This window comes from Pseudomonas sp. RIT-PI-o, from assembly GCF_001297215.1.
GTDB lineage: Bacteria > Pseudomonadota > Gammaproteobacteria > Pseudomonadales > Pseudomonadaceae > Aquipseudomonas > Aquipseudomonas moraviensis_A.
In genome coordinates this window covers 116,564-132,908 of the sequence record NZ_LHPA01000026.1, presented here as the reverse complement: position 1 = coordinate 132,908, position 16,345 = coordinate 116,564, and the positions used below count along the sequence as shown (strand labels likewise).

Below are 16,345 nucleotides of genomic sequence, written 5' to 3'. Positions count from 1 at the left end.
AGTGCGCAGGCTGGCTCATTTGTCATTGCACAGGAACGAACAATCCATGGACTATCCAAAAAGCGTCCCCAGCGTCGGCCTGGTCGACGGCCGTTTCGTCGATGAAAATCCGGTGGCGGGGACGCCGGGTTCGTTGATTCCGGCGGTGTGGGGTAACAGCGTGACTCAGGAAATCCTGAGTGTGATTACCGGCGGGGGCTGGAGGCTTCCGAGGCGGACAACGGCCAGTTGTTCAAGGCGATTCGGGCGATTGTCGGCGGCGCCAGTCCGATGCGTTCGGTGATTACCCGACTGGCTGCTTCGAAAGCGCTGACCGAACAGGAACTCGGGCTGGTGTTGATCGATGGCAGCCCCGGTAGCGTCACCTTGCTGTTACCTCCAGCCGATGCCGCCCTCGGTGTACGCGATGTCATTGTGCGTCGGGTGGACAACAGCGGCAGTCGCATGGTGATACAGGCGGTCGGCACTGACCGAATCCGTTTCCATACTCATCTCTCGCCGAATGGTTACGCGTTTTTCGTACTGATGGGGGGCGGCGACTGGTGGCATTTGCGCAGTGACGGTGCTGGCAGTTGGTGGCCGGTGGGGCGACTTGATACCAGTGCCTTGGGTCGGCCATTTTTCGAAACGACCACTCTGCTCAACCCGGGTGGCTACGGTATTCCTAACGGCGACCTGTTCAAGCGTGCCGAGTGGCCATGGCTGTGGGATTTCGCCCAAGCGTCTGGCGCGTTAACCACCGAGGCTTTACGCGCTGGGAGAGAGGGAGGCTGGACCACTGGCGATGGTGCTTCGAATTTTCGTATTCCGGAAATTCGCGGTGAGTTTTTGCGAGTGCTAAGTGAAAGCAGGAACGTGGACAGCGGGCGAGCTATCGGCAGCCTGCAAATGCATTCCTTGCAAACCCACAACCATTTTCTTCCTACCGGAACCGGCTCTTCTTTCCGTCCGGCGCCTGCTATCCCAGATCCTGTGTGGAACGTTGCCACTGATGTGAATTTTTCTCCGACGTCTTCAACCGTGGCGACGACCTACCCTAATCCTGCATTCGACTCCGATACCTTCATCGGCAATATCGGTAACTTTTCTGGCGAAACCCGTCCTCGAAATATTGCCTACCCCGCCCGAATCAAACTGATCTGAGGTGCACATGTTCAATTATCTGATAGATGACAGTGGCGCGTTGTCAGGACCGGTCGAATTTCCGTTGGTACCGGGTATCGGCGCCCAATTACCAAGTAATGCCGTGACCCTGAGCATCGAACTGGCCCCGGCTCCACGGGGATATGCCTGGGTTTATGACAATGGTTCGTTACAACAGCAAGTTGATCGTCGCGGCAATGTTTATCACACCGATACGGGGTTGAGAGAAAGCTGGACGAAGCTGGGCGATTTGCCGGAAGGCCTCACCGAATTGCCTTGGCCAGGCGGCTTTCACGCTTGGATCGATAATGCCTGGCAGCTCGACGAAGTCGCGCGACTGGCTGATCTGAAGCGTGTCGTTCTGGCTCAGCGCGATGTCCTGCTCGGCAACGCCTTACTCCGCATCGCGCCCTTGCAATATGCCGAAGACGCCGGTGATGCCAACCATGACGAACAGTTACAGCTGCTCGAATGGAAGCTCTACAGCGTGGAGTTGAACCGCATCGACAAGCAGCCCGGTTTTCCTGAGGCGATCAATTGGCCGGTTTTGCCTGCCTGACCGCTTAATTTTTCACAAAGAGATATGCAATGGATTATCCAAAAAGTGTGCCCGGTGCGGGTTTGGTAAATGGAAAGTTTGCGGATGAAAACCCACTCACCGGTGTCCCCGGGTCATTGATTCCGGCAAGTTGGGGCAATGGCGTTACGCAAGAAATCATGGAAGTCATCACGAGTACCGGGGCCACCGCTGATGAAAGTGACAACACTCAGCTCAGGGTTGCAATCAATACCCTGATCTCCAGGAACCAGAGCGAAAGCCTGGCTACTCAGGAAGACGCGGAGTCGGGTTCAAGTTCGACAAAACTGATGACTCCGTTGCGAGTCTTCCAAGCCATTGGCAAGAAAGTTTTGCAAGCAACCGAGACGATCACCGGGACAGCAAGAGTCGCTTCTCAAGCGGAGGTCAATGCTGGCACCAGTGATTCGGTTATGGTCACTCCCAGGAAACTCCGACTCGGGTTCATGGTGAGACTCGGTCCCTCTGGGTACCTGGTATTTCCGTCCTGGATGGGCGGTCTGATCATCCAATGGATCAACGGAAGTGCCAGTCAGACCGCTAACAATAACAACGGTGAACTCAATTTGTGGCCGTTGGCATTTCCCAATGCATTGTTCCTCGCGGTTGCAACCCATGAGGGGACGTCAACGGCGACATTTCTCACTTGGAATGCGGTGTCCTCGGTAAGTCGACAAGTGGGCATCAATGTGCGTTGCCCTGATTACGCTAATGTCTCGATTTCCGCACGAATCATCGGCGTGGGGTATTGAATATGTATTATTTTTCTCCGCAAACCAGCGGCTTTTATCATTCGCAACTGCATGGCCTGAACATACCGGCGGACGCTTATGAATTAAGCGAAGGCGAGTATTGCGCGCTGATATCAAATGCACCCAAGGGAACAATTCTTTCTCTCGATAAAGACGGACGCCCGGAACGAATCCTGATGGCCGAGCAAACTGCCGCCTCCCTTGAGCGTGTGTGGCGGGACCACCAGTTGCAGCTGACTCAGTGGTTGGTGATTCGCGATATGGAAGAGTTGGAAACGGGTGGCGGCACGACACTTCGTACCGAGGAATACAGACAACTTTTGGCTTATCGACAAGCGTTGCGCGACTGGCCTGATGATCCGGAGTTTCCGCAGAGTCTCTCGCGTCCGCTGGAACCCGATTGGCTTGAAATAGCGATGCGCGCAAACAGCTGAGTTACGCGCCGAGAAAGCGCAGCGCACAAAGAATCTTCAAGGAATACTCACGTGGATTACCCAAAAAGCGTCCCCGGCTCTGGTCTGGTCAACGGCAAGTTCGTTGATGAGGACGCCATTGCTGGTACGCCCGGCTCGCTGATTCCAGCGAGCTGGGGCAACAGTGTCACTCAGGAAATACTCAGCGCAATTACCGCAGCAGGGTTGAGCCCGGATGAGCAGCAGACTGATCAATTGGCTCAAGCGATCCGGCAACTGTCCAGGCCAGATCCGCTGCAACAGTTTCCGGTGCAGGTGTATCGCCGGAATCTGCTGATCAATGGCGGATTCGATATCTGGCAACGCGGGACGACCAATCAGGCGCCAAATGTCGGCGGGTACGTGGCTGATCGTTTCCGTTGTGACTGGAACGGCAATGCTGCCGTGAATATCTCTCGCCAGGATTTCGCGCCAGGCCAATCCGAAGTGTCAGGCGAGCCCGCTCATTTTTTGCGTTGGCAGCAGACAACAGCCGGCGTTGGTTCCACTGAACACAAAATTTCCCAATATATCGAGTCGGTCAGGACACTGGCCGGTAAAACCGCCACCATGACCTTTTGGGCGCGCTCCGATGCTGCGCGGCCGCTGAAGGTATTCATAACCCAGTACTTCGGAACTGGTGGCTCGGAGCCGGTGATGAAATCGGTCGAGGTCTTTCAATTGACCACGGCTTGGTCCAGGTACACGACCACCTTTCAGGTACCTGTGATCGCCGGGAAAATGCTCGGTGCTAATGATTGTCTGAGGCTGAGTTTCGATCTTCCGCTGAATGTGATTCAAACGGTTGACCTGGCAAGAATTCAGCTGGAAGAAGGGCCGGTTTCTACCCCCTTCGAAAGCCGTCCGGCCGCGGAAGAGCTGATGTTATGTCAGCGCTACTTCGAAAAGTCTTTTGCAAGCCGCTTGCCCATTCGGGCAAACAACGGCCCAAGTACCTGTATCGCCACGTTCACCCAGGCCGCTGCCGCGAATTCCCCCCAGTCCGGGATGGCGGTAACCCTGCTGGTTCAGAAGCGCGTACAGCCTACGATCAAGATGTATTGCCCCGGCGAGGCCAGCGGTGAAATCTGGAATTATTCACTTATAAAGGCATGTACTGGATCCATCGTGCAGAGTGTGACCGAGCGCAGTTTTGCCTTTGGCACGACGACGCCCGTCGACAGCGTTCCGGGACAGATACTGCAGATTGAATGGACTGCGGATGCCGAGCTCTAGGAGTAAGCAATGAGTTATCAATTGACTACATGCGGCGTACTAAGGCTGAGCGATGAAGCTTATATCCCGCAAGATCCAACCAATCGCGACTGGCTTGATTATCAAGACTGGCTTTTATCTGGCGGCAAGGTAATGCCGGCAAACGATTCGTTTGAAACTGCCCTGAACAGCCCCCTGAAAACTCTGGCAAATAAATGGCTGGCAAGCATCAGCCGCCAACCGTGATTCAATCGGGACAACATCCAGGGAGGATCAAGCATCATGCAGTTAACTGAAAAACACCTTATCGACATCATGCCCAACGCCCGCTCCCAAGCGGGCGTTTTTATTTCGCCACTCAACGCCGCCATGGCCAGGCAGCGCATCGATACGCCCAAGCGCATCGCTGCCTTTCTCGCACAGGTCGGTCACGAGTCGGGGCAATTGCGCTACGTGCGCGAACTGGGCAATAACCAATACCTGAGCAAATACGACACCGGCACCCTGGCGCTGCGTCTGGGCAATACCCCCGAGGCGGATGGCGACGGGCAAAAGTACCGGGGCCGTGGGCTCATTCAAATCACCGGTCGCGTCAACTACCGACAATGCAGCCTCGGCTTGTTTGGCGATGAACGTCTGTTGTCGTTGCCCGAATTGCTCGAGCAACCGCAATGGGCGGCCGAATCGGCGGCGTGGTTCTGGGCGCAGAAGGGCCTGAACGGGCTGGCCGACGCGGACCAGGTCAACACCATCACCCGCCGAATCAACGGCGGGTTGAATGGCTTGCAGGATCGTCTGGAAATCTGGGCGCGGGCGAGGGCGGTGCTATGTCCGGCTCCTGGCGTGTGATTGGCCTGTTGTTGCTGGCGGCCGGGGTTTTCTCTGCGGCGTGGCAATTTCAGGACTGGCGCTACGGGCAGCAATTGGCCGAGCAGGCGCGGTTAAACGCCGAGACGCAGAATCAACTCACTCAAACTGCCGCGAGCGCACAACAGGCCGAGCAGGATAAACGCCTGGCGCTGGAGCAAAGACTCGCGGCCAGTGAACAAACCCATTATCGAGCGCTGAGCGATGCCCAACGTGATCAGGATCGCCTGCGCGATCGCCTTGCTACTGCCGATGTCCGGTTGTCAGTCCTTCCCGACGCCGGCGACGTTGCCCACGGCTGCGCGGTGCCAGCCCCCGCCGGCACCGGCGGCGTGGATTCTGCAACCGTACGCGCCCGACTTGACCCGGCGCATGCTCAACGAATTATCGCCATCACCGACACCGGCGACCGCGGATTGATTGCCTTGCAGGCCTGTCAGGCCTATGTCAGAGCACTGGCGCCCGAACATCTTGAATGATTCTGTGTATTGAAAGCATGGCCGGCTCGTGTACGGTGAAGACATTCCACACGATCCGGAGCTCGCCGTGAAAGAGACCACCCAACTGGCCGCTGAACTGGGCCGACGTCTGCAAGTGCTCAATGCTCACGTCACCACTGCAGAGTCCTGCACCGGTGGCGGGATTGCCGAGGCCATTACGCGGATACCGGGCAGTTCGGCCTGGTTTGAAGCCGGTTACGTGACGTACTCCAACCGGCAGAAAACCCGTCAGCTGAATGTGCCGGACGAACTGTTCGAAACGGTCGGCGCGGTCAGTCGCGAAGTCGTCGAGGCCATGGTGCGCGGTGCGCAGCAGCACAGCCTGGCGCATTTTGCCGTGGCGGTCAGCGGCGTCGCCGGTCCTGACGGTGGCACGCCGAACAAGCCGGTGGGCACTGTATGGCTCGCCTGGGGTGTGGGCGATGCGGTTTACAGTGAGGTTCAGCACTTCCCCGGCGGCCGTGATGAAGTCCGCCGACAAACGGTGAAGGCCGCGCTAGAGGGGCTTGTGCGACTAGCGGCACGAGAAATCGAAAATCAGGGGTAGGCGATCTTCGAACGCTGTGGAATAATACTGGCTACTTATACAGGTGTTGGCCGTCAGGCCTTATTGATTACGTGAGGACTTTAATGGACGACAACAAGAAGAAAGCCTTGGCTGCGGCCCTGGGTCAGATCGAACGTCAATTCGGCAAGGGTGCCGTAATGCGTATGGGCGATCAGGACCGTCAGGCGATCCCGGCCATCTCTACTGGCTCTCTGGGTCTGGACATCGCACTCGGCATCGGCGGTCTGCCAAAAGGCCGTATCGTTGAAATCTACGGTCCTGAATCCTCCGGTAAAACCACACTGACACTGTCGGTCATCGCCCAGGCACAAAAAGCCGGCGCGACCTGCGCATTCGTCGACGCCGAGCATGCGCTCGATCCAGAGTACGCCGGCAAGCTGGGCGTCAATGTCGACGACCTGCTGGTTTCCCAGCCGGACACCGGCGAACAGGCCCTGGAAATCACCGACATGCTGGTGCGCTCCAACGCCGTTGACGTGATCATCGTCGACTCCGTGGCGGCACTGGTACCGAAGGCTGAAATCGAAGGTGAAATGGGCGACATGCACGTCGGCCTGCAAGCACGTCTGATGTCTCAGGCGCTGCGTAAGATCACCGGTAACATCAAGAACGCCAACTGCCTGGTCATCTTCATCAACCAGATCCGTATGAAGATCGGCGTGATGTTCGGCAGCCCGGAAACCACCACCGGTGGTAACGCGCTGAAGTTCTACGCTTCGGTTCGTCTCGACATCCGCCGTACCGGCGCGGTGAAGGAAGGCGACGAAGTGGTCGGCAGCGAAACCCGCGTCAAGGTTGTGAAGAACAAGGTGGCTTCGCCGTTCCGTCAGGCCGAATTCCAGATTCTTTACGGCAAGGGCATCTACCTCAACGGTGAGATGATCGACCTGGGTGTGTTGCACGGTTTCGTCGAGAAGTCCGGCGCCTGGTACGCCTACGAAGGCACCAAGATCGGTCAGGGCAAGGCCAACTCGGCCAAGTTCCTGGCGGACAACCCGGAAATCGCCGCGAAGCTCGAGAAGCAACTGCGTGACAAGCTGCTGTCGCCAGCAGTGATTGCGGACTCCAAGGCCTCGGCGGTCAAAGAGACCGAAGACGACCTGGCCGACGCTGACCTCTGATCGCAGCGATGACCACCGCCGTACTGGATACCCTCGTCGCGGTGCGGCGAACCGCCATGGACCTGCTCGCACGCCGCGAGCATGGTCGCGTCGAGTTGACGCGCAAGCTGCGTCAGCGCGGCGCCGAGGCGGAGCTGATCGAAACAGCCCTCGACCGTCTGACGGAAGAGGGACTGCTTTCAGAAGCGCGATACCTTGAAAGCTTTGTTTCCTACCGAGCCCGTTCCGGTTATGGCCCATTGCGAATTCGTGAGGAGCTCAGCCAGCGGGGCTTGCAACGTACCGATATCGAAGTCGCCCTGCGCGAAAGCGGTATCAATTGGCAGGCGCAGCTTCAGGACACGTGGCAACGCAAGTTCTCCGGGCATTTACCGATTGATGCGAAAGAACGAGCCAAACAAGGCCGGTTTCTGGCGTATCGGGGGTTCTCGATGGAGATGATCAACCGATTGTTCAGCGGTCGAGAGATGGACGATTAAACCGATTCAACAAAAAACGGCCCGCTATTTTTAAAAATAGCGGGCCGTTTTTTTTTGCCTTCAGATCACGTTGGAAGGTTCGCGCGAGCGTTGTGCGGTGGGCGGTTTTGAGTCTGCCCAGTTTTCCGGCAGGTTGATAAAGTCAACCAACTCTCTCAGACGACCATGGGTGCGGCCATTGAAGGCGAACGCCAGCCGCGCCAGATGGCTGAACTGTGCATCATCATGTTCTTCGCCACTGTAGGCGTGTTGATGAAACTGGTCGCTGAGGCACAGATCAGCGAACTCCTCTTGCATTTGCGCCAATGCCTGGTCGCGGAGCTTGTGGTTCATGCGTATCACGAACTGCCGCTTGAGCCAGCGGGTGGAGTGGAAGTTGCTGTAGAACTGATTGATCTCTTCCACCGCGTCTTCAACGCTGTAGACCAGCCGCATCAGCTTCATATCCGTCGGCAGGATATAGCGGTTGTCTTCCAGTTGGTTGCGGATGAAATCCAGCGCGCCTTGCCAGAACGTCCCGCCCGGGACATCCAGCAACACCACCGGCACCAATGGGCTTTTGCCGGTCTGGATCAGCGTCAGCACTTCCAGCGCTTCATCAAGGGTGCCAAAACCGCCCGGGCACAGCACCAGCGCATCGGCCTCTTTGACGAAGAACAGTTTGCGGGTGAAGAAAAAGTGGAAGGGCAACAGATTGTCGGTGCCATCGACGGTGGGGTTGGCATGTTGTTCGAAGGGCAGGGTGATGTTGAAACCCAGGCTGTGATCACGCCCGGCTCCTTCGTGGGCGGCGGCCATGATGCCGCCGCCGGCGCCGGTGATGACCATCATGTCCGCACGGGTCAGCGCTGCGCCGAGTTCGCGGGCCATCGCGTACAGCGGATGTTCCACTGGCGTACGTGCCGAGCCGAATACGGTGACTTTGCGCCGGCCCTTGAATTGCTCAAGCACGCGAAACGCCTGCTCCAGTTCACGCAGGGCTTGCAGGGTGATCTTGGCGTTCCAGCGGTTGTGGTCTTCCTGAGCCATACGCAGCACAGTCAGGATCATGTCGCGGTAGATGGGGATGTTCGGGCTGTTGGGGGAAACATGGTCGAGTTGGGCTTCGACCTGGCTGATGAGGTCGCCGCGTTCCTGGAAATGACGGCTCAAGAGGTCGTTCGGTTGATAGGGCATTCAACGTCTCCTTCTGCACAGAGCGAGTGACTCTGACGAGAACGTCCGAGCCGCACTGCAAAAACACACAGGGCCGGCAGTTCCATTTCTGCCGTTAACGAATGATCGGGAATACTCTGAATCTAGACCCTCCCACGCATTCGTGCCGACTTGAACAGTGCGCTGTAACGTTTTGCCTGGCAACCGCTTACTGAATTGCGACAAAGCCTCGCCGCTCGTCTGAACGTGTCGCGAAGGGCCATCACTCTGATTTACTCAAATACAGATGTCGCAAGACAACCTTGCGTTTGCGCAAGGCCGGCAATTCATGGATTCGTGGGTGGCAAGGAGGCGGGATGCATGGCCAGAGTGGTTCTGGAGATCGATACGCAGCTGTATCGAATGTTGCAGGAGTCGGCCAAGACCAATCAATTGAGTCTCGAGGAAGAGTGCTGCCGACGATTGGCTGGCGGCGAGCGTCGCTCGCGTTATCTGCAGGCGCTGGTGGCGGAACTGCGCGCCGAGGATGAACAGCGGCGCGCTAACGCTTCACGCTGATTACTTTTTCTTGGCGGGCGCAGTTTTCGGGCAATCGGATTCCTGATAGCTCGCCGAGCCGATCGCTTTGTTGGTTTTCACTTCGGTGAAGTCGTAACGCATGATCGCGCCCTTGGCCATCAGCTTGCGGTACGACGGGTTATTGCAGACCGACGCGCCCAACTGGAAGTACACAGCCTTGGGATCGGCGCGCATCTTGTCGGCGTGGCTCTTCTGCACGCTCAGATGGTTGATCAGCTGCGTGCCTTCGACGGTGTAGCCTTGATCAAGAATGTCTTCATTGATCGCCCGTGGCGTGCCGACGCTGCTTTGGGCGGCGACGTTGCGCAGCTCTCGGTTCAGATTCTGCTCACTCAGGGACGCAGCCTGAGCAGTAAAGGACGACGCCAGCAGAATGGCAGCGGTGGGAACGATAAGGCGCAGCATGAAACTCTCCTGATTCGGTGACTGGTGGTTCGACCCGTCACGGGGCGGTGCGTTCAGTGGCGGCGAATTATAGGGGAGCCGGTCTGGACGGTACAGGCTTGTAGCCGTCGCTCTGGTAAACTGCCGGCCTTTATTGCCCTGCCGAGTGTCGTTCGTGTCGAGTTTCCCTGTCTGCCGGTGTCGCCTGCGATGAACCATGCCCCCAACGCCGTGGCCCGCCTGCGCGATCAGCGCGAAGATGAAGGCATCAAGCCGATTCAGGCGCGCGGGTTTCGCTCCGAGCGCTGCCGTGATTGCCGAGTGATCATCAGCCATTGCCTGTGCGCGTGGCGGCCGAGCGTCGACACCCGTTCCGGCGTGTGCCTGATCATGACCGGCAAGGAAGTGTTCAAGCCCAGCAACACCGGCTGGCTGATTGCCGACGTGGTGCGCGACAACCACGCGTTTATCTGGTCGCGCACCGAGCCTGACCCGCATATGCTCGCATTGCTCAACGATCCGCAATGGCAGCCGTATCTGGTGTTTCCGGGTGAATATGTCGAGCCGTCGCGGGTAACCAACACGGTGAGCGTCGATAGCAGCAAGCGTCCGTTGTTCATTCTGCTCGATGCGACCTGGACCGAAGCGCGCAAGATTTTCCGCAAGAGTCCGTATTTCGATCGTTTGCCGATTCTCAGTCTGCTGCCCGACAAACTCTCGCGCTATCGCTTGCGCCGCTCGACTCGCAGCGAGCATTTGTGTACCGCTGAAGTCGCCGCGCTGTGTCTGGAACTGGCCGGCGACAGCGATGCCGCATCGGCACTGGACGCCTACTTCGATGTGTTCAGCCAGCATTACCTGGGTGCCAAGCAGCAACTGGACGTGAATGAATCAACTGCCGCTCACGCCGAGTTGTTGCCTTATATACGAAAGCCGCAGCCGGAGTTGGCCCGATAGTGGCCCATACTGTCGACAGCGCTGGCCATCTTGCTTGACCACCCTGGCTTCGCTGGGCATGCTTGGCGCCGATTAGGGTGCGGCCAAGGTTTGAAACGCCGTTTTTGCAGTTGATTGGCGTTGAACGTGCCCCTGTGGATATCGCTTCAAACGCGACATCTTGAGTTGTTTTGGCCAGACCGGAATGCACCGGGTCTGCCATCAAAAACAGGATCATTTGAAAAATGGCCACATACGACATCCTGATTGCCGATGATCACCCATTGTTTCGTAGTGCCCTGCATCAAGCGGTGACGCTGGGCCTTGGCCCGGATGTTCGGCTGGTGGAAGTGGCGAGCATCGCCGAACTGGAAGCACGCCTGACCGAAAAGTCTGACTGGGACCTGGTCCTGCTGGATCTGAACATGCCCGGCGCTTTCGGGTTTTCCGGGTTGGTCATGCTGCGCGGACAGTATCCGCAGATTCCGGTGGTGATGGTCTCGGCCCAGGAAGAAGCTTCGGTGATGGTCAAGTCCCGCGAATTTGGTGCCAGCGGCTTTATTCCCAAGTCCAGCGACTTGAACGTGATCCAGCAAGCGGTGCGCAAAGTGCTTGATGGCGATGTGTTCTGGCCGCCGCAAGCCTTCGAAGCGGTGAGCGTGTCGGATGAGGCGAAAGCCGCCAGCGATGGTCTGGCCAGCCTGACGCCGCAACAGTTCCGCGTGCTGACCATGGTCTGCGAAGGCCTGCTGAACAAGCAGATCGCCTACGAGTTGAGCGTGTCGGAAGCGACCATCAAGGCTCACGTCACGGCGATCTTTCGCAAATTGAATGTGCGCACTCGCACGCAAGCGGCTTTACTGCTGCAACAACTTGAGTCAATTCCGAGCCAGTGATGACTGGCTGTTTCACGCTTTTTTGACTTTCGTTGATCTAGCTTCCCCACTCCTTTTTGGTTGGTTTCTTCTTTATGTCACCTTTCAAGGGCCAGACCGGCCTGAAACGCATCCTCAACGCGTCCGGCTATTCGCTTGACGGCTTGCGTGCCGCCTTCACCGGCGAAGCAGCGTTCCGCCAATTGGTGCTGCTCAACGTGGTGCTGATTCCGCTGACATTCTTCCTCAATGTCAGCCGAGTCGAGCAGGCCGTGTTGATCGCGGTTTGCTTGCTGGCGCTGATTGTCGAGCTGCTCAATTCGGCGGTGGAAGCGGCCATTGACCGTATCTCGCTGGAACTGCATCCGCTGTCGAAAAATGCCAAGGACATGGGCAGCGCCGCGCAGTTCGTGGCATTGAGCATGATCGCGCTGGTGTGGGCGGTGATTCTGCTTTAAGCGATGGTCGGCAAGACGATCTCGTCGCTGCGCTGCACCCCGGCGGTAAACGCGCGGCACAGGTCGAGAAACTCGCGCATGGCCGAGGTCTGGTACTTCTGTTTATGCCAGATGAAATAGAACTGCCGGGCGAGGTCCAGATCCGGCGTCTCGACCGGCACCAGGCTGCCGCGGCGGAAGGCATCGCGCAGCGCCAGCCGCGAGATACAGCCAATCCCCAGCCCTGACTCCACCGCGCGTTTGATCGCTTCAGTGTGTTCCAGCTCCAGCCGAATGTTCAGCGCACTGCGGTGGTGGCGCATGGCTTGATCGAAGGTCAGGCGCGTGCCGGAACCCTGTTCCCGCAGAATCCACGCCTCGTGGGTCAGCTCTTCCATTGTCGCACTGCCGCGCTTGGCCAACGGATGCTGTGGCGCGCAGAACACCACCAGCTCATCTTCGACCCAGCTCTGCACTTCGATGTCGGGATGGCTGCAATCGCCCTCAATCAGACCCAGATCAATTTCGTAATGCGCGACTTGTTGCACGATATTGGCAGTGTTCTGCACGTGCAGCTTGACCTGACTTTCGGGGTGGCGCTGCATGAAACTGCCGATCAGCAGGGTTGCCAGATAGTTGCCAATGGTCAGCGTCGCCCCCACTGATAAAGAGCCGAAACCGGATTTGCCGTTGAGCAGGTCTTCGATTTCCTTGGCCTGATCGAGCAGGGCCACCGCTTGCGGCAACAGCTGTTTACCGAGGGCGTTGAGACTCAGGCGCTTACCGGCGCGGTCGAACAGCTGGCAGCTGGACTGGCGCTCGAGCTCGGTGATCGAAGTGCTGGCCGCCGATTGCGAGAGGTTGAGCAGACCCGCAGCACGGGATACGCTTTCCTGCTGGGCGACGGCGACGAAGACTTGCAGTTGACGGAGAGTAAATCGCATATCGATATAACCGATAACCCTTATCTTAATAATCCAGTTAACAGATATTGTCGTCGCTATTAGAATGCGATGCAATTGCGCACGTTAAGCCTCATCGAGCCGCGCAGACCAATCTCCAGGAGTCAAACGTACATGAGCAACATGAACCACGAGCGTGTCCTCAGTGTTCATCACTGGAACGACACTCTGTTCAGCTTCAAGTGCACCCGCGATCCGGGCCTGCGCTTCGAGAACGGTCAGTTCGTGATGATCGGCCTGCAACAACCCAACGGCCGCCCGCTTATGCGCGCTTACTCGATCGCCAGCCCGAACTGGGAAGAGCATCTCGAGTTCTTCAGCATCAAGGTACAGGACGGTCCGCTGACCTCCCAGCTGCAGCATTTGAAGGAAGGCGACGAGATCATCATCTCGAAGAAGCCTACCGGCACGCTGGTTCTTGATGACCTGAACCCGGGCAAGCACTTGTACCTGCTGAGCACCGGCACCGGTCTGGCGCCGTTCATGAGCGTCATTCAGGACCCGGAAACCTACGAGCGCTTTGAAAAAGTGATCCTGGTTCACGGCGTGCGTTACGTCAACGAAGTCGCCTACCGCGAATTCATCACCGAGCACCTGCCGCAGAACGAGTTCTTCGGCGAAGCGCTGCGTGACAAGTTGATCTACTACCCGACCGTGACCCGCGAGCCGTTCGAGAATCAGGGCCGCCTGACCGACTTGATGCGCAGCGGCAAGCTGTTCAGCGACATCGGCCTGCCACCGATTAACCCGCAGGACGACCGCGCGATGATCTGCGGCAGCCCGAGCATGCTCGACGAGACCAGCGAAGTGCTCGACAGCTTCGGCCTGAAGATCTCGGCGCGGATGCGCGAGCCGGGTGATTATCTGATCGAGCGTGCGTTCGTCGAAAAATAACACCCCTTGTAGGAGTGAGCCTGCTCGCGATAGGGCCGCGTCAGTCGAAATCCATCTTGACTGATCCACCGAAATCGCGAGCAGGCTCACTCCTACAGAAAAGCAAAAAGCCCGCGTAGCCTGAGAAGGCAGCGCGGGCTTTTTCGTTTGCGGGTGTCATTCGCCAGCCGGGATGACTTCCAGCACGCAAATCTGCGCAGGCGTCGGGTAATGCCAGCGCACGTCCAGATCCCAGAACTGCGCGCCATATTCCCGTTCCGGCGCCGGTGTCTGATACGCCGGACGTGGATCCTGCGCCAGACACTGTTCAATCAACGCAACCAACGGCTCGTCGAGGCGCTGTGCGTGTATGTGCGCCTGTTGCAGCGCCGAATCCGTCCACTGCACATCGATCAAGTGCGGCGCCGCGCTGGCGATGTGGTTGGTCGCCCCCGGGATGATATCGGCGTATGGCACATACGGCTTGATATCCAGCACCGGGGTCCCGTCGAGCAAATCGATCCCGGAAATGAACAACCGATGGGCTTCAACCTTGTCCAGCTTCACCACCGACTGACCGATGCCGTTCGGTCGGTGTGTGGCGCGGGTGGCGAATACGCCCATCGACTTGTTGCCGCCCAGCCGGGGCGGACGCACCTTCAGGCGCGGCTTTTCTTCCAGGGCTTGATGAAACAGGAACAACAGCCAGACGTGGCTGACCTGTTCCAGGCCCTGCACGGCGTCACCCTGATCGAACGGTGCGACCAGCTCCAGCACGCCCCGGGCAGCCGGGGCCAGTTGGGGCTGGCGAGGAATGGCGAACTTCTCCTTGAAGCAGGAGCGCACGAAGCCGATGGGGGAAACGCTGTAGGTCATGGTTTGGGATCGAAGCGGGGTAGGGCGGGCATGATAACCCGGCAGACCTTATGGCAGGTGGCGACTGGGCTGACGCCATCGCGAGCAGGCTCACTCCTACAGGGTCATGGGTGTACACAAAATCTGTGCTCGCTGAAAATCCCTGTAGGAGTGAGCCTGCTCGCGATAGCGTCACCGCCGATCTTAGAGGCTGAACCCACCATCCAGCGGAATGATATTCCCCGTCATGTAGGCCCCCGCCGTGCTCGCCAAGCTGATCGCCAGCGCCGCCATCTCCTCTTCACGCCCCCAGCGCTTCATCGGAATCAGTGCCGTGTCCTCAGCCAACGCCTGCTCATCATTACCAATGTGCTGCGTCATCCTGCTCGGAAAGCGCCCCGGCGCAATCACGTTGACGTTGATGTGCTGGCTCACCAGTTCCCGGGCGAGAATTCGCGACAGCTGATGCAGCGCGGCTTTGCTCGGCCCATAGGCGTAAGCCTGCTCGCCAAACGACGAAATTCCCGCCACCGAACCGATATTGATGATCCGCGCCGGATTCGCCGCCGAGCCAGCCTTGCGCAGCAACGGCAGAAACTGCTGGATGCAACTGAACACCGAGGTTACGTTGAGCTGCATGACTTTCTCCCAGCCCTTGACCGGGTAGCTCTCCAGCGGCGCCCCCCAGGTGGTGCCGGCGTTATTCACCAGAATGTCCAGATGAGTGATCTGCTCCCCCAGGCGCGCAGCCAGCTCCTGCACACCTTCTTCCGTCGCCAGGTTCGCCGCCACGCCGTGGCACTGGCCCAAGGCGCTGAGTTCTTCAGCCGTTTGATGGCAGGCTTCAGCGTCGCGAGAGCAGACGTAGACACGGGCGCCGGCCTCGACAAAGGCCCTGGCGATCATTTTGCCGATACCACGGGTGCCGCCGGTCACCAGAGCGGTGCGGCCTTGCAGGGAAAAGTAGGGATGCATGGCGAGTCCTGAAGATTAGGGATCAATACACCCTAGTCGCCAGCCGCGAAAAGCGGAGCCACTATTTTCAGAGGGAATGAGCGGTTATGCGCTGCGGTGGCGACCATCAGTCGCCACCGCAAAAGGGCATCAGGCCGGGCGAACGCGCAGCGTGAGCCCTTTGAGAAAGTTACGCAGCAATTGGTCGCCGCACGGGCGATAGTTGGTGTGGCCAACCTTGCGGAACAGCGCGCTCAGTTCAGGCTTGGACACCGGAAACTCGGCGGCCTTGAGAATCGCGTGCATGTCGTCTTCTTTCAGTTCGAAGGCCACGCGCAGCTTTTTCAGAATGATGTTGTTGGTCACCGGCACTTCGATCGGCTGCGGCGGACGGCTTTCGTCCTTGCCGCGTTTGAAGATCACCAGGCCATCAAGGAAGTGGGCGATGACTTCGTCGGGGCAGCGCACGAAACCTTCTTCGTCTTCTTCTTTCTTGTCCAGCCAGGTGATTACATCGGCGAGCGTGACGTCGAGGCCGCCGAGCTTGATGATCTCGACGACTTTCTTGTCGCTGATGTCGAGCATGTAGCGCACGCTGCGCAGTACGTCGTTATGAACCATGTCGGTATTCCTGATGCGTTGTGGGCAGCGCTCGCGAGCG

At 58.3% G+C, this 16,345-nt stretch carries 21 protein-coding genes and 1 pseudogene; 16 read left to right on the top strand and 6 right to left on the bottom strand.

Features of this window, described 5'->3' with window-relative positions:
* Positions 1-46 precede the first annotated feature (46 nt).
* The 11 genes and pseudogenes from AEQ63_RS17520 to recX all read left to right on the top strand — a co-directional run bounded on the left by AEQ63_RS17520 (position 47) and on the right by recX (position 7,674).
* Positions 47-1,143, top strand: a pseudogene (locus AEQ63_RS17520) (phage tail protein).
* 7 nt (positions 1,144-1,150) lie between these two features.
* Positions 1,151-1,702 (top strand): tail fiber assembly protein, encoded by a 552-nt coding sequence (locus AEQ63_RS17515; RefSeq protein ID WP_042607031.1) that lies wholly within the window; start codon positions 1,151-1,153, stop codon positions 1,700-1,702.
* Positions 1,703-1,731: 29 nt separating this feature from the next.
* Positions 1,732-2,472, top strand: a complete 741-nt coding sequence (locus AEQ63_RS17510) for a gp53-like domain-containing protein (protein ID WP_042607032.1) — start codon at positions 1,732-1,734, stop codon at positions 2,470-2,472.
* Positions 2,473-2,474: 2 nt separating this feature from the next.
* Positions 2,475-2,906 carry a phage tail assembly chaperone gene (locus AEQ63_RS17505; RefSeq protein WP_080902454.1) on the top strand — a complete coding sequence of 144 codons (432 nt, stop codon included), beginning with the start codon at positions 2,475-2,477 and terminating at the stop codon, positions 2,904-2,906.
* Positions 2,907-2,957: 51 nt separating this feature from the next.
* The gene (locus tag AEQ63_RS17500) at positions 2,958-4,160 is read left to right on the top strand and encodes a hypothetical protein (protein ID WP_064364229.1); all 1,203 of its coding nucleotides are present in this window, start codon (positions 2,958-2,960) and stop codon (positions 4,158-4,160) included.
* Positions 4,161-4,169: 9 nt separating this feature from the next.
* The gene (locus tag AEQ63_RS17495) at positions 4,170-4,385 is read left to right on the top strand and encodes a hypothetical protein (RefSeq protein WP_064364228.1); all 216 of its coding nucleotides are present in this window, start codon (positions 4,170-4,172) and stop codon (positions 4,383-4,385) included.
* A 36-nt stretch (positions 4,386-4,421) separates the two neighbouring features.
* Positions 4,422-4,988: a glycoside hydrolase family 19 protein gene (locus AEQ63_RS17490; protein WP_064364227.1), complete on the top strand. Its 567-nt coding sequence runs from the start codon at positions 4,422-4,424 to the stop codon at positions 4,986-4,988.
* Entirely contained in the window at positions 4,967-5,485 is a 519-nt protein-coding gene (locus AEQ63_RS17485; RefSeq protein ID WP_064364226.1) for a lysis system i-spanin subunit Rz, read from the top strand. Before AEQ63_RS17490 ends, AEQ63_RS17485 begins: the two co-directional genes overlap by 22 nt.
* A 67-nt stretch (positions 5,486-5,552) precedes the next feature.
* On the top strand, positions 5,553-6,053 hold the full coding sequence (locus AEQ63_RS17480; protein ID WP_064364288.1) for a CinA family protein: 501 nt from the start codon (positions 5,553-5,555) through the stop codon (positions 6,051-6,053).
* Between the two features lie 83 nt (positions 6,054-6,136).
* Positions 6,137-7,195 carry a recombinase RecA gene (gene recA / locus AEQ63_RS17475; RefSeq protein WP_024011876.1) on the top strand — a complete coding sequence of 353 codons (1,059 nt, stop codon included), beginning with the start codon at positions 6,137-6,139 and terminating at the stop codon, positions 7,193-7,195.
* An 8-nt stretch (positions 7,196-7,203) separates the two neighbouring features.
* On the top strand, positions 7,204-7,674 hold the full coding sequence (gene recX, locus AEQ63_RS17470; protein ID WP_042607037.1) for a recombination regulator RecX: 471 nt from the start codon (positions 7,204-7,206) through the stop codon (positions 7,672-7,674).
* A gap of 60 nt (positions 7,675-7,734) precedes the next feature.
* On the opposite strand, the gene AEQ63_RS17465 is transcribed toward recX, so the two are convergent.
* Positions 7,735-8,850: a TIGR00730 family Rossman fold protein gene (locus AEQ63_RS17465; protein WP_042607038.1), complete on the bottom strand. Its 1,116-nt coding sequence runs from the start codon at positions 8,848-8,850 to the stop codon at positions 7,735-7,737.
* Between the two features lie 339 nt (positions 8,851-9,189).
* On the opposite strand from AEQ63_RS17465, the gene AEQ63_RS17460 reads away from it, so the two are divergent.
* Complete coding sequence (locus tag AEQ63_RS17460) at positions 9,190-9,387, top strand: hypothetical protein (RefSeq protein ID WP_039762578.1); 198 nt, start codon at positions 9,190-9,192, stop codon at positions 9,385-9,387.
* Here AEQ63_RS17460 and AEQ63_RS17455 read toward each other — a convergent pair whose 3' ends face one another.
* The gene (locus tag AEQ63_RS17455; protein WP_042607039.1) at positions 9,388-9,813 is read right to left on the bottom strand and encodes a PA3611 family quorum-sensing-regulated virulence factor; all 426 of its coding nucleotides are present in this window, start codon (positions 9,811-9,813) and stop codon (positions 9,388-9,390) included. It abuts the gene before it with no gap.
* Positions 9,814-10,002: 189 nt separating this feature from the next.
* On the opposite strand from AEQ63_RS17455, the gene AEQ63_RS17450 reads away from it, so the two are divergent.
* From AEQ63_RS17450 to AEQ63_RS17440, 3 genes are all read left to right on the top strand, one after another.
* Entirely contained in the window at positions 10,003-10,749 is a 747-nt protein-coding gene (locus AEQ63_RS17450) for a tRNA-uridine aminocarboxypropyltransferase (RefSeq protein WP_064364225.1), read from the top strand.
* Between the two features lie 224 nt (positions 10,750-10,973).
* The gene (erdR, locus tag AEQ63_RS17445; protein WP_027611090.1) at positions 10,974-11,624 is read left to right on the top strand and encodes a response regulator transcription factor ErdR; all 651 of its coding nucleotides are present in this window, start codon (positions 10,974-10,976) and stop codon (positions 11,622-11,624) included.
* Positions 11,625-11,698: 74 nt separating this feature from the next.
* The gene (locus AEQ63_RS17440) at positions 11,699-12,061 is read left to right on the top strand and encodes a diacylglycerol kinase (RefSeq protein WP_042607041.1); all 363 of its coding nucleotides are present in this window, start codon (positions 11,699-11,701) and stop codon (positions 12,059-12,061) included.
* Here the strand turns inward: AEQ63_RS17440 and AEQ63_RS17435 are convergent.
* Complete coding sequence (locus tag AEQ63_RS17435) at positions 12,058-12,984, bottom strand: LysR family transcriptional regulator (RefSeq protein WP_042607042.1); 927 nt, start codon at positions 12,982-12,984, stop codon at positions 12,058-12,060. The two genes, AEQ63_RS17440 and AEQ63_RS17435, sit on opposite strands and share 4 nt — an antisense overlap.
* 132 nt (positions 12,985-13,116) lie before the next feature.
* Here AEQ63_RS17435 and fpr point away from each other — a divergent pair, with 132 nt between their 5' ends.
* Positions 13,117-13,896, top strand: coding sequence for a ferredoxin-NADP reductase (gene fpr / locus AEQ63_RS17430; protein WP_007908723.1), 780 nt, complete (start codon positions 13,117-13,119; stop codon positions 13,894-13,896).
* Positions 13,897-14,052: 156 nt separating this feature from the next.
* Here the strand turns inward: fpr and tsaA are convergent, their stop codons facing one another.
* From tsaA to AEQ63_RS17415, 3 genes are all read right to left on the bottom strand, one after another.
* Positions 14,053-14,751 (bottom strand): tRNA (N6-threonylcarbamoyladenosine(37)-N6)-methyltransferase TrmO, encoded by a 699-nt coding sequence (gene tsaA, locus AEQ63_RS17425; protein WP_064364224.1) that lies wholly within the window; start codon positions 14,749-14,751, stop codon positions 14,053-14,055.
* Between the two features lie 183 nt (positions 14,752-14,934).
* Complete coding sequence (locus AEQ63_RS17420) at positions 14,935-15,705, bottom strand: SDR family oxidoreductase (protein ID WP_064364223.1); 771 nt, start codon at positions 15,703-15,705, stop codon at positions 14,935-14,937.
* A 129-nt stretch (positions 15,706-15,834) separates the two neighbouring features.
* Positions 15,835-16,305: a DUF1456 family protein gene (locus tag AEQ63_RS17415; protein ID WP_064364222.1), complete on the bottom strand. Its 471-nt coding sequence runs from the start codon at positions 16,303-16,305 to the stop codon at positions 15,835-15,837.
* Between the last annotated feature and the right edge of the window lie 40 nt (positions 16,306-16,345).

Coding starts and splice junctions, on each gene's coding strand:
- AEQ63_RS17515 (WP_042607031.1), top strand. CDS start 1,151: ATGTTCAATTATCTGATAGATGACAGTGGCGCGTTGTCAGGACCGGTC.
- AEQ63_RS17510 (WP_042607032.1), top strand. CDS start 1,732: ATGGATTATCCAAAAAGTGTGCCCGGTGCGGGTTTGGTAAATGGAAAG.
- AEQ63_RS17505 (WP_080902454.1), top strand. CDS start 2,475: ATGTATTATTTTTCTCCGCAAACCAGCGGCTTTTATCATTCGCAACTG.
- AEQ63_RS17495 (WP_064364228.1), top strand. CDS start 4,170: ATGAGTTATCAATTGACTACATGCGGCGTACTAAGGCTGAGCGATGAA.
- AEQ63_RS17490 (WP_064364227.1), top strand. CDS start 4,422: ATGCAGTTAACTGAAAAACACCTTATCGACATCATGCCCAACGCCCGC.
- AEQ63_RS17485 (WP_064364226.1), top strand. CDS start 4,967: ATGTCCGGCTCCTGGCGTGTGATTGGCCTGTTGTTGCTGGCGGCCGGG.
- recA (WP_024011876.1), top strand. CDS start 6,137: ATGGACGACAACAAGAAGAAAGCCTTGGCTGCGGCCCTGGGTCAGATC.
- recX (WP_042607037.1), top strand. CDS start 7,204: ATGACCACCGCCGTACTGGATACCCTCGTCGCGGTGCGGCGAACCGCC.
- AEQ63_RS17465 (WP_042607038.1), bottom strand. CDS start 8,850: ATGCCCTATCAACCGAACGACCTCTTGAGCCGTCATTTCCAGGAACGC.
- AEQ63_RS17460 (WP_039762578.1), top strand. CDS start 9,190: ATGGCCAGAGTGGTTCTGGAGATCGATACGCAGCTGTATCGAATGTTG.
- AEQ63_RS17455 (WP_042607039.1), bottom strand. CDS start 9,813: ATGCTGCGCCTTATCGTTCCCACCGCTGCCATTCTGCTGGCGTCGTCC.
- AEQ63_RS17450 (WP_064364225.1), top strand. CDS start 10,003: ATGAACCATGCCCCCAACGCCGTGGCCCGCCTGCGCGATCAGCGCGAA.
- erdR (WP_027611090.1), top strand. CDS start 10,974: ATGGCCACATACGACATCCTGATTGCCGATGATCACCCATTGTTTCGT.
- AEQ63_RS17440 (WP_042607041.1), top strand. CDS start 11,699: ATGTCACCTTTCAAGGGCCAGACCGGCCTGAAACGCATCCTCAACGCG.
- AEQ63_RS17435 (WP_042607042.1), bottom strand. CDS start 12,984: ATGCGATTTACTCTCCGTCAACTGCAAGTCTTCGTCGCCGTCGCCCAG.
- fpr (WP_007908723.1), top strand. CDS start 13,117: ATGAGCAACATGAACCACGAGCGTGTCCTCAGTGTTCATCACTGGAAC.
- tsaA (WP_064364224.1), bottom strand. CDS start 14,751: ATGACCTACAGCGTTTCCCCCATCGGCTTCGTGCGCTCCTGCTTCAAG.
- AEQ63_RS17420 (WP_064364223.1), bottom strand. CDS start 15,705: ATGCATCCCTACTTTTCCCTGCAAGGCCGCACCGCTCTGGTGACCGGC.
- AEQ63_RS17415 (WP_064364222.1), bottom strand. CDS start 16,305: ATGGTTCATAACGACGTACTGCGCAGCGTGCGCTACATGCTCGACATC.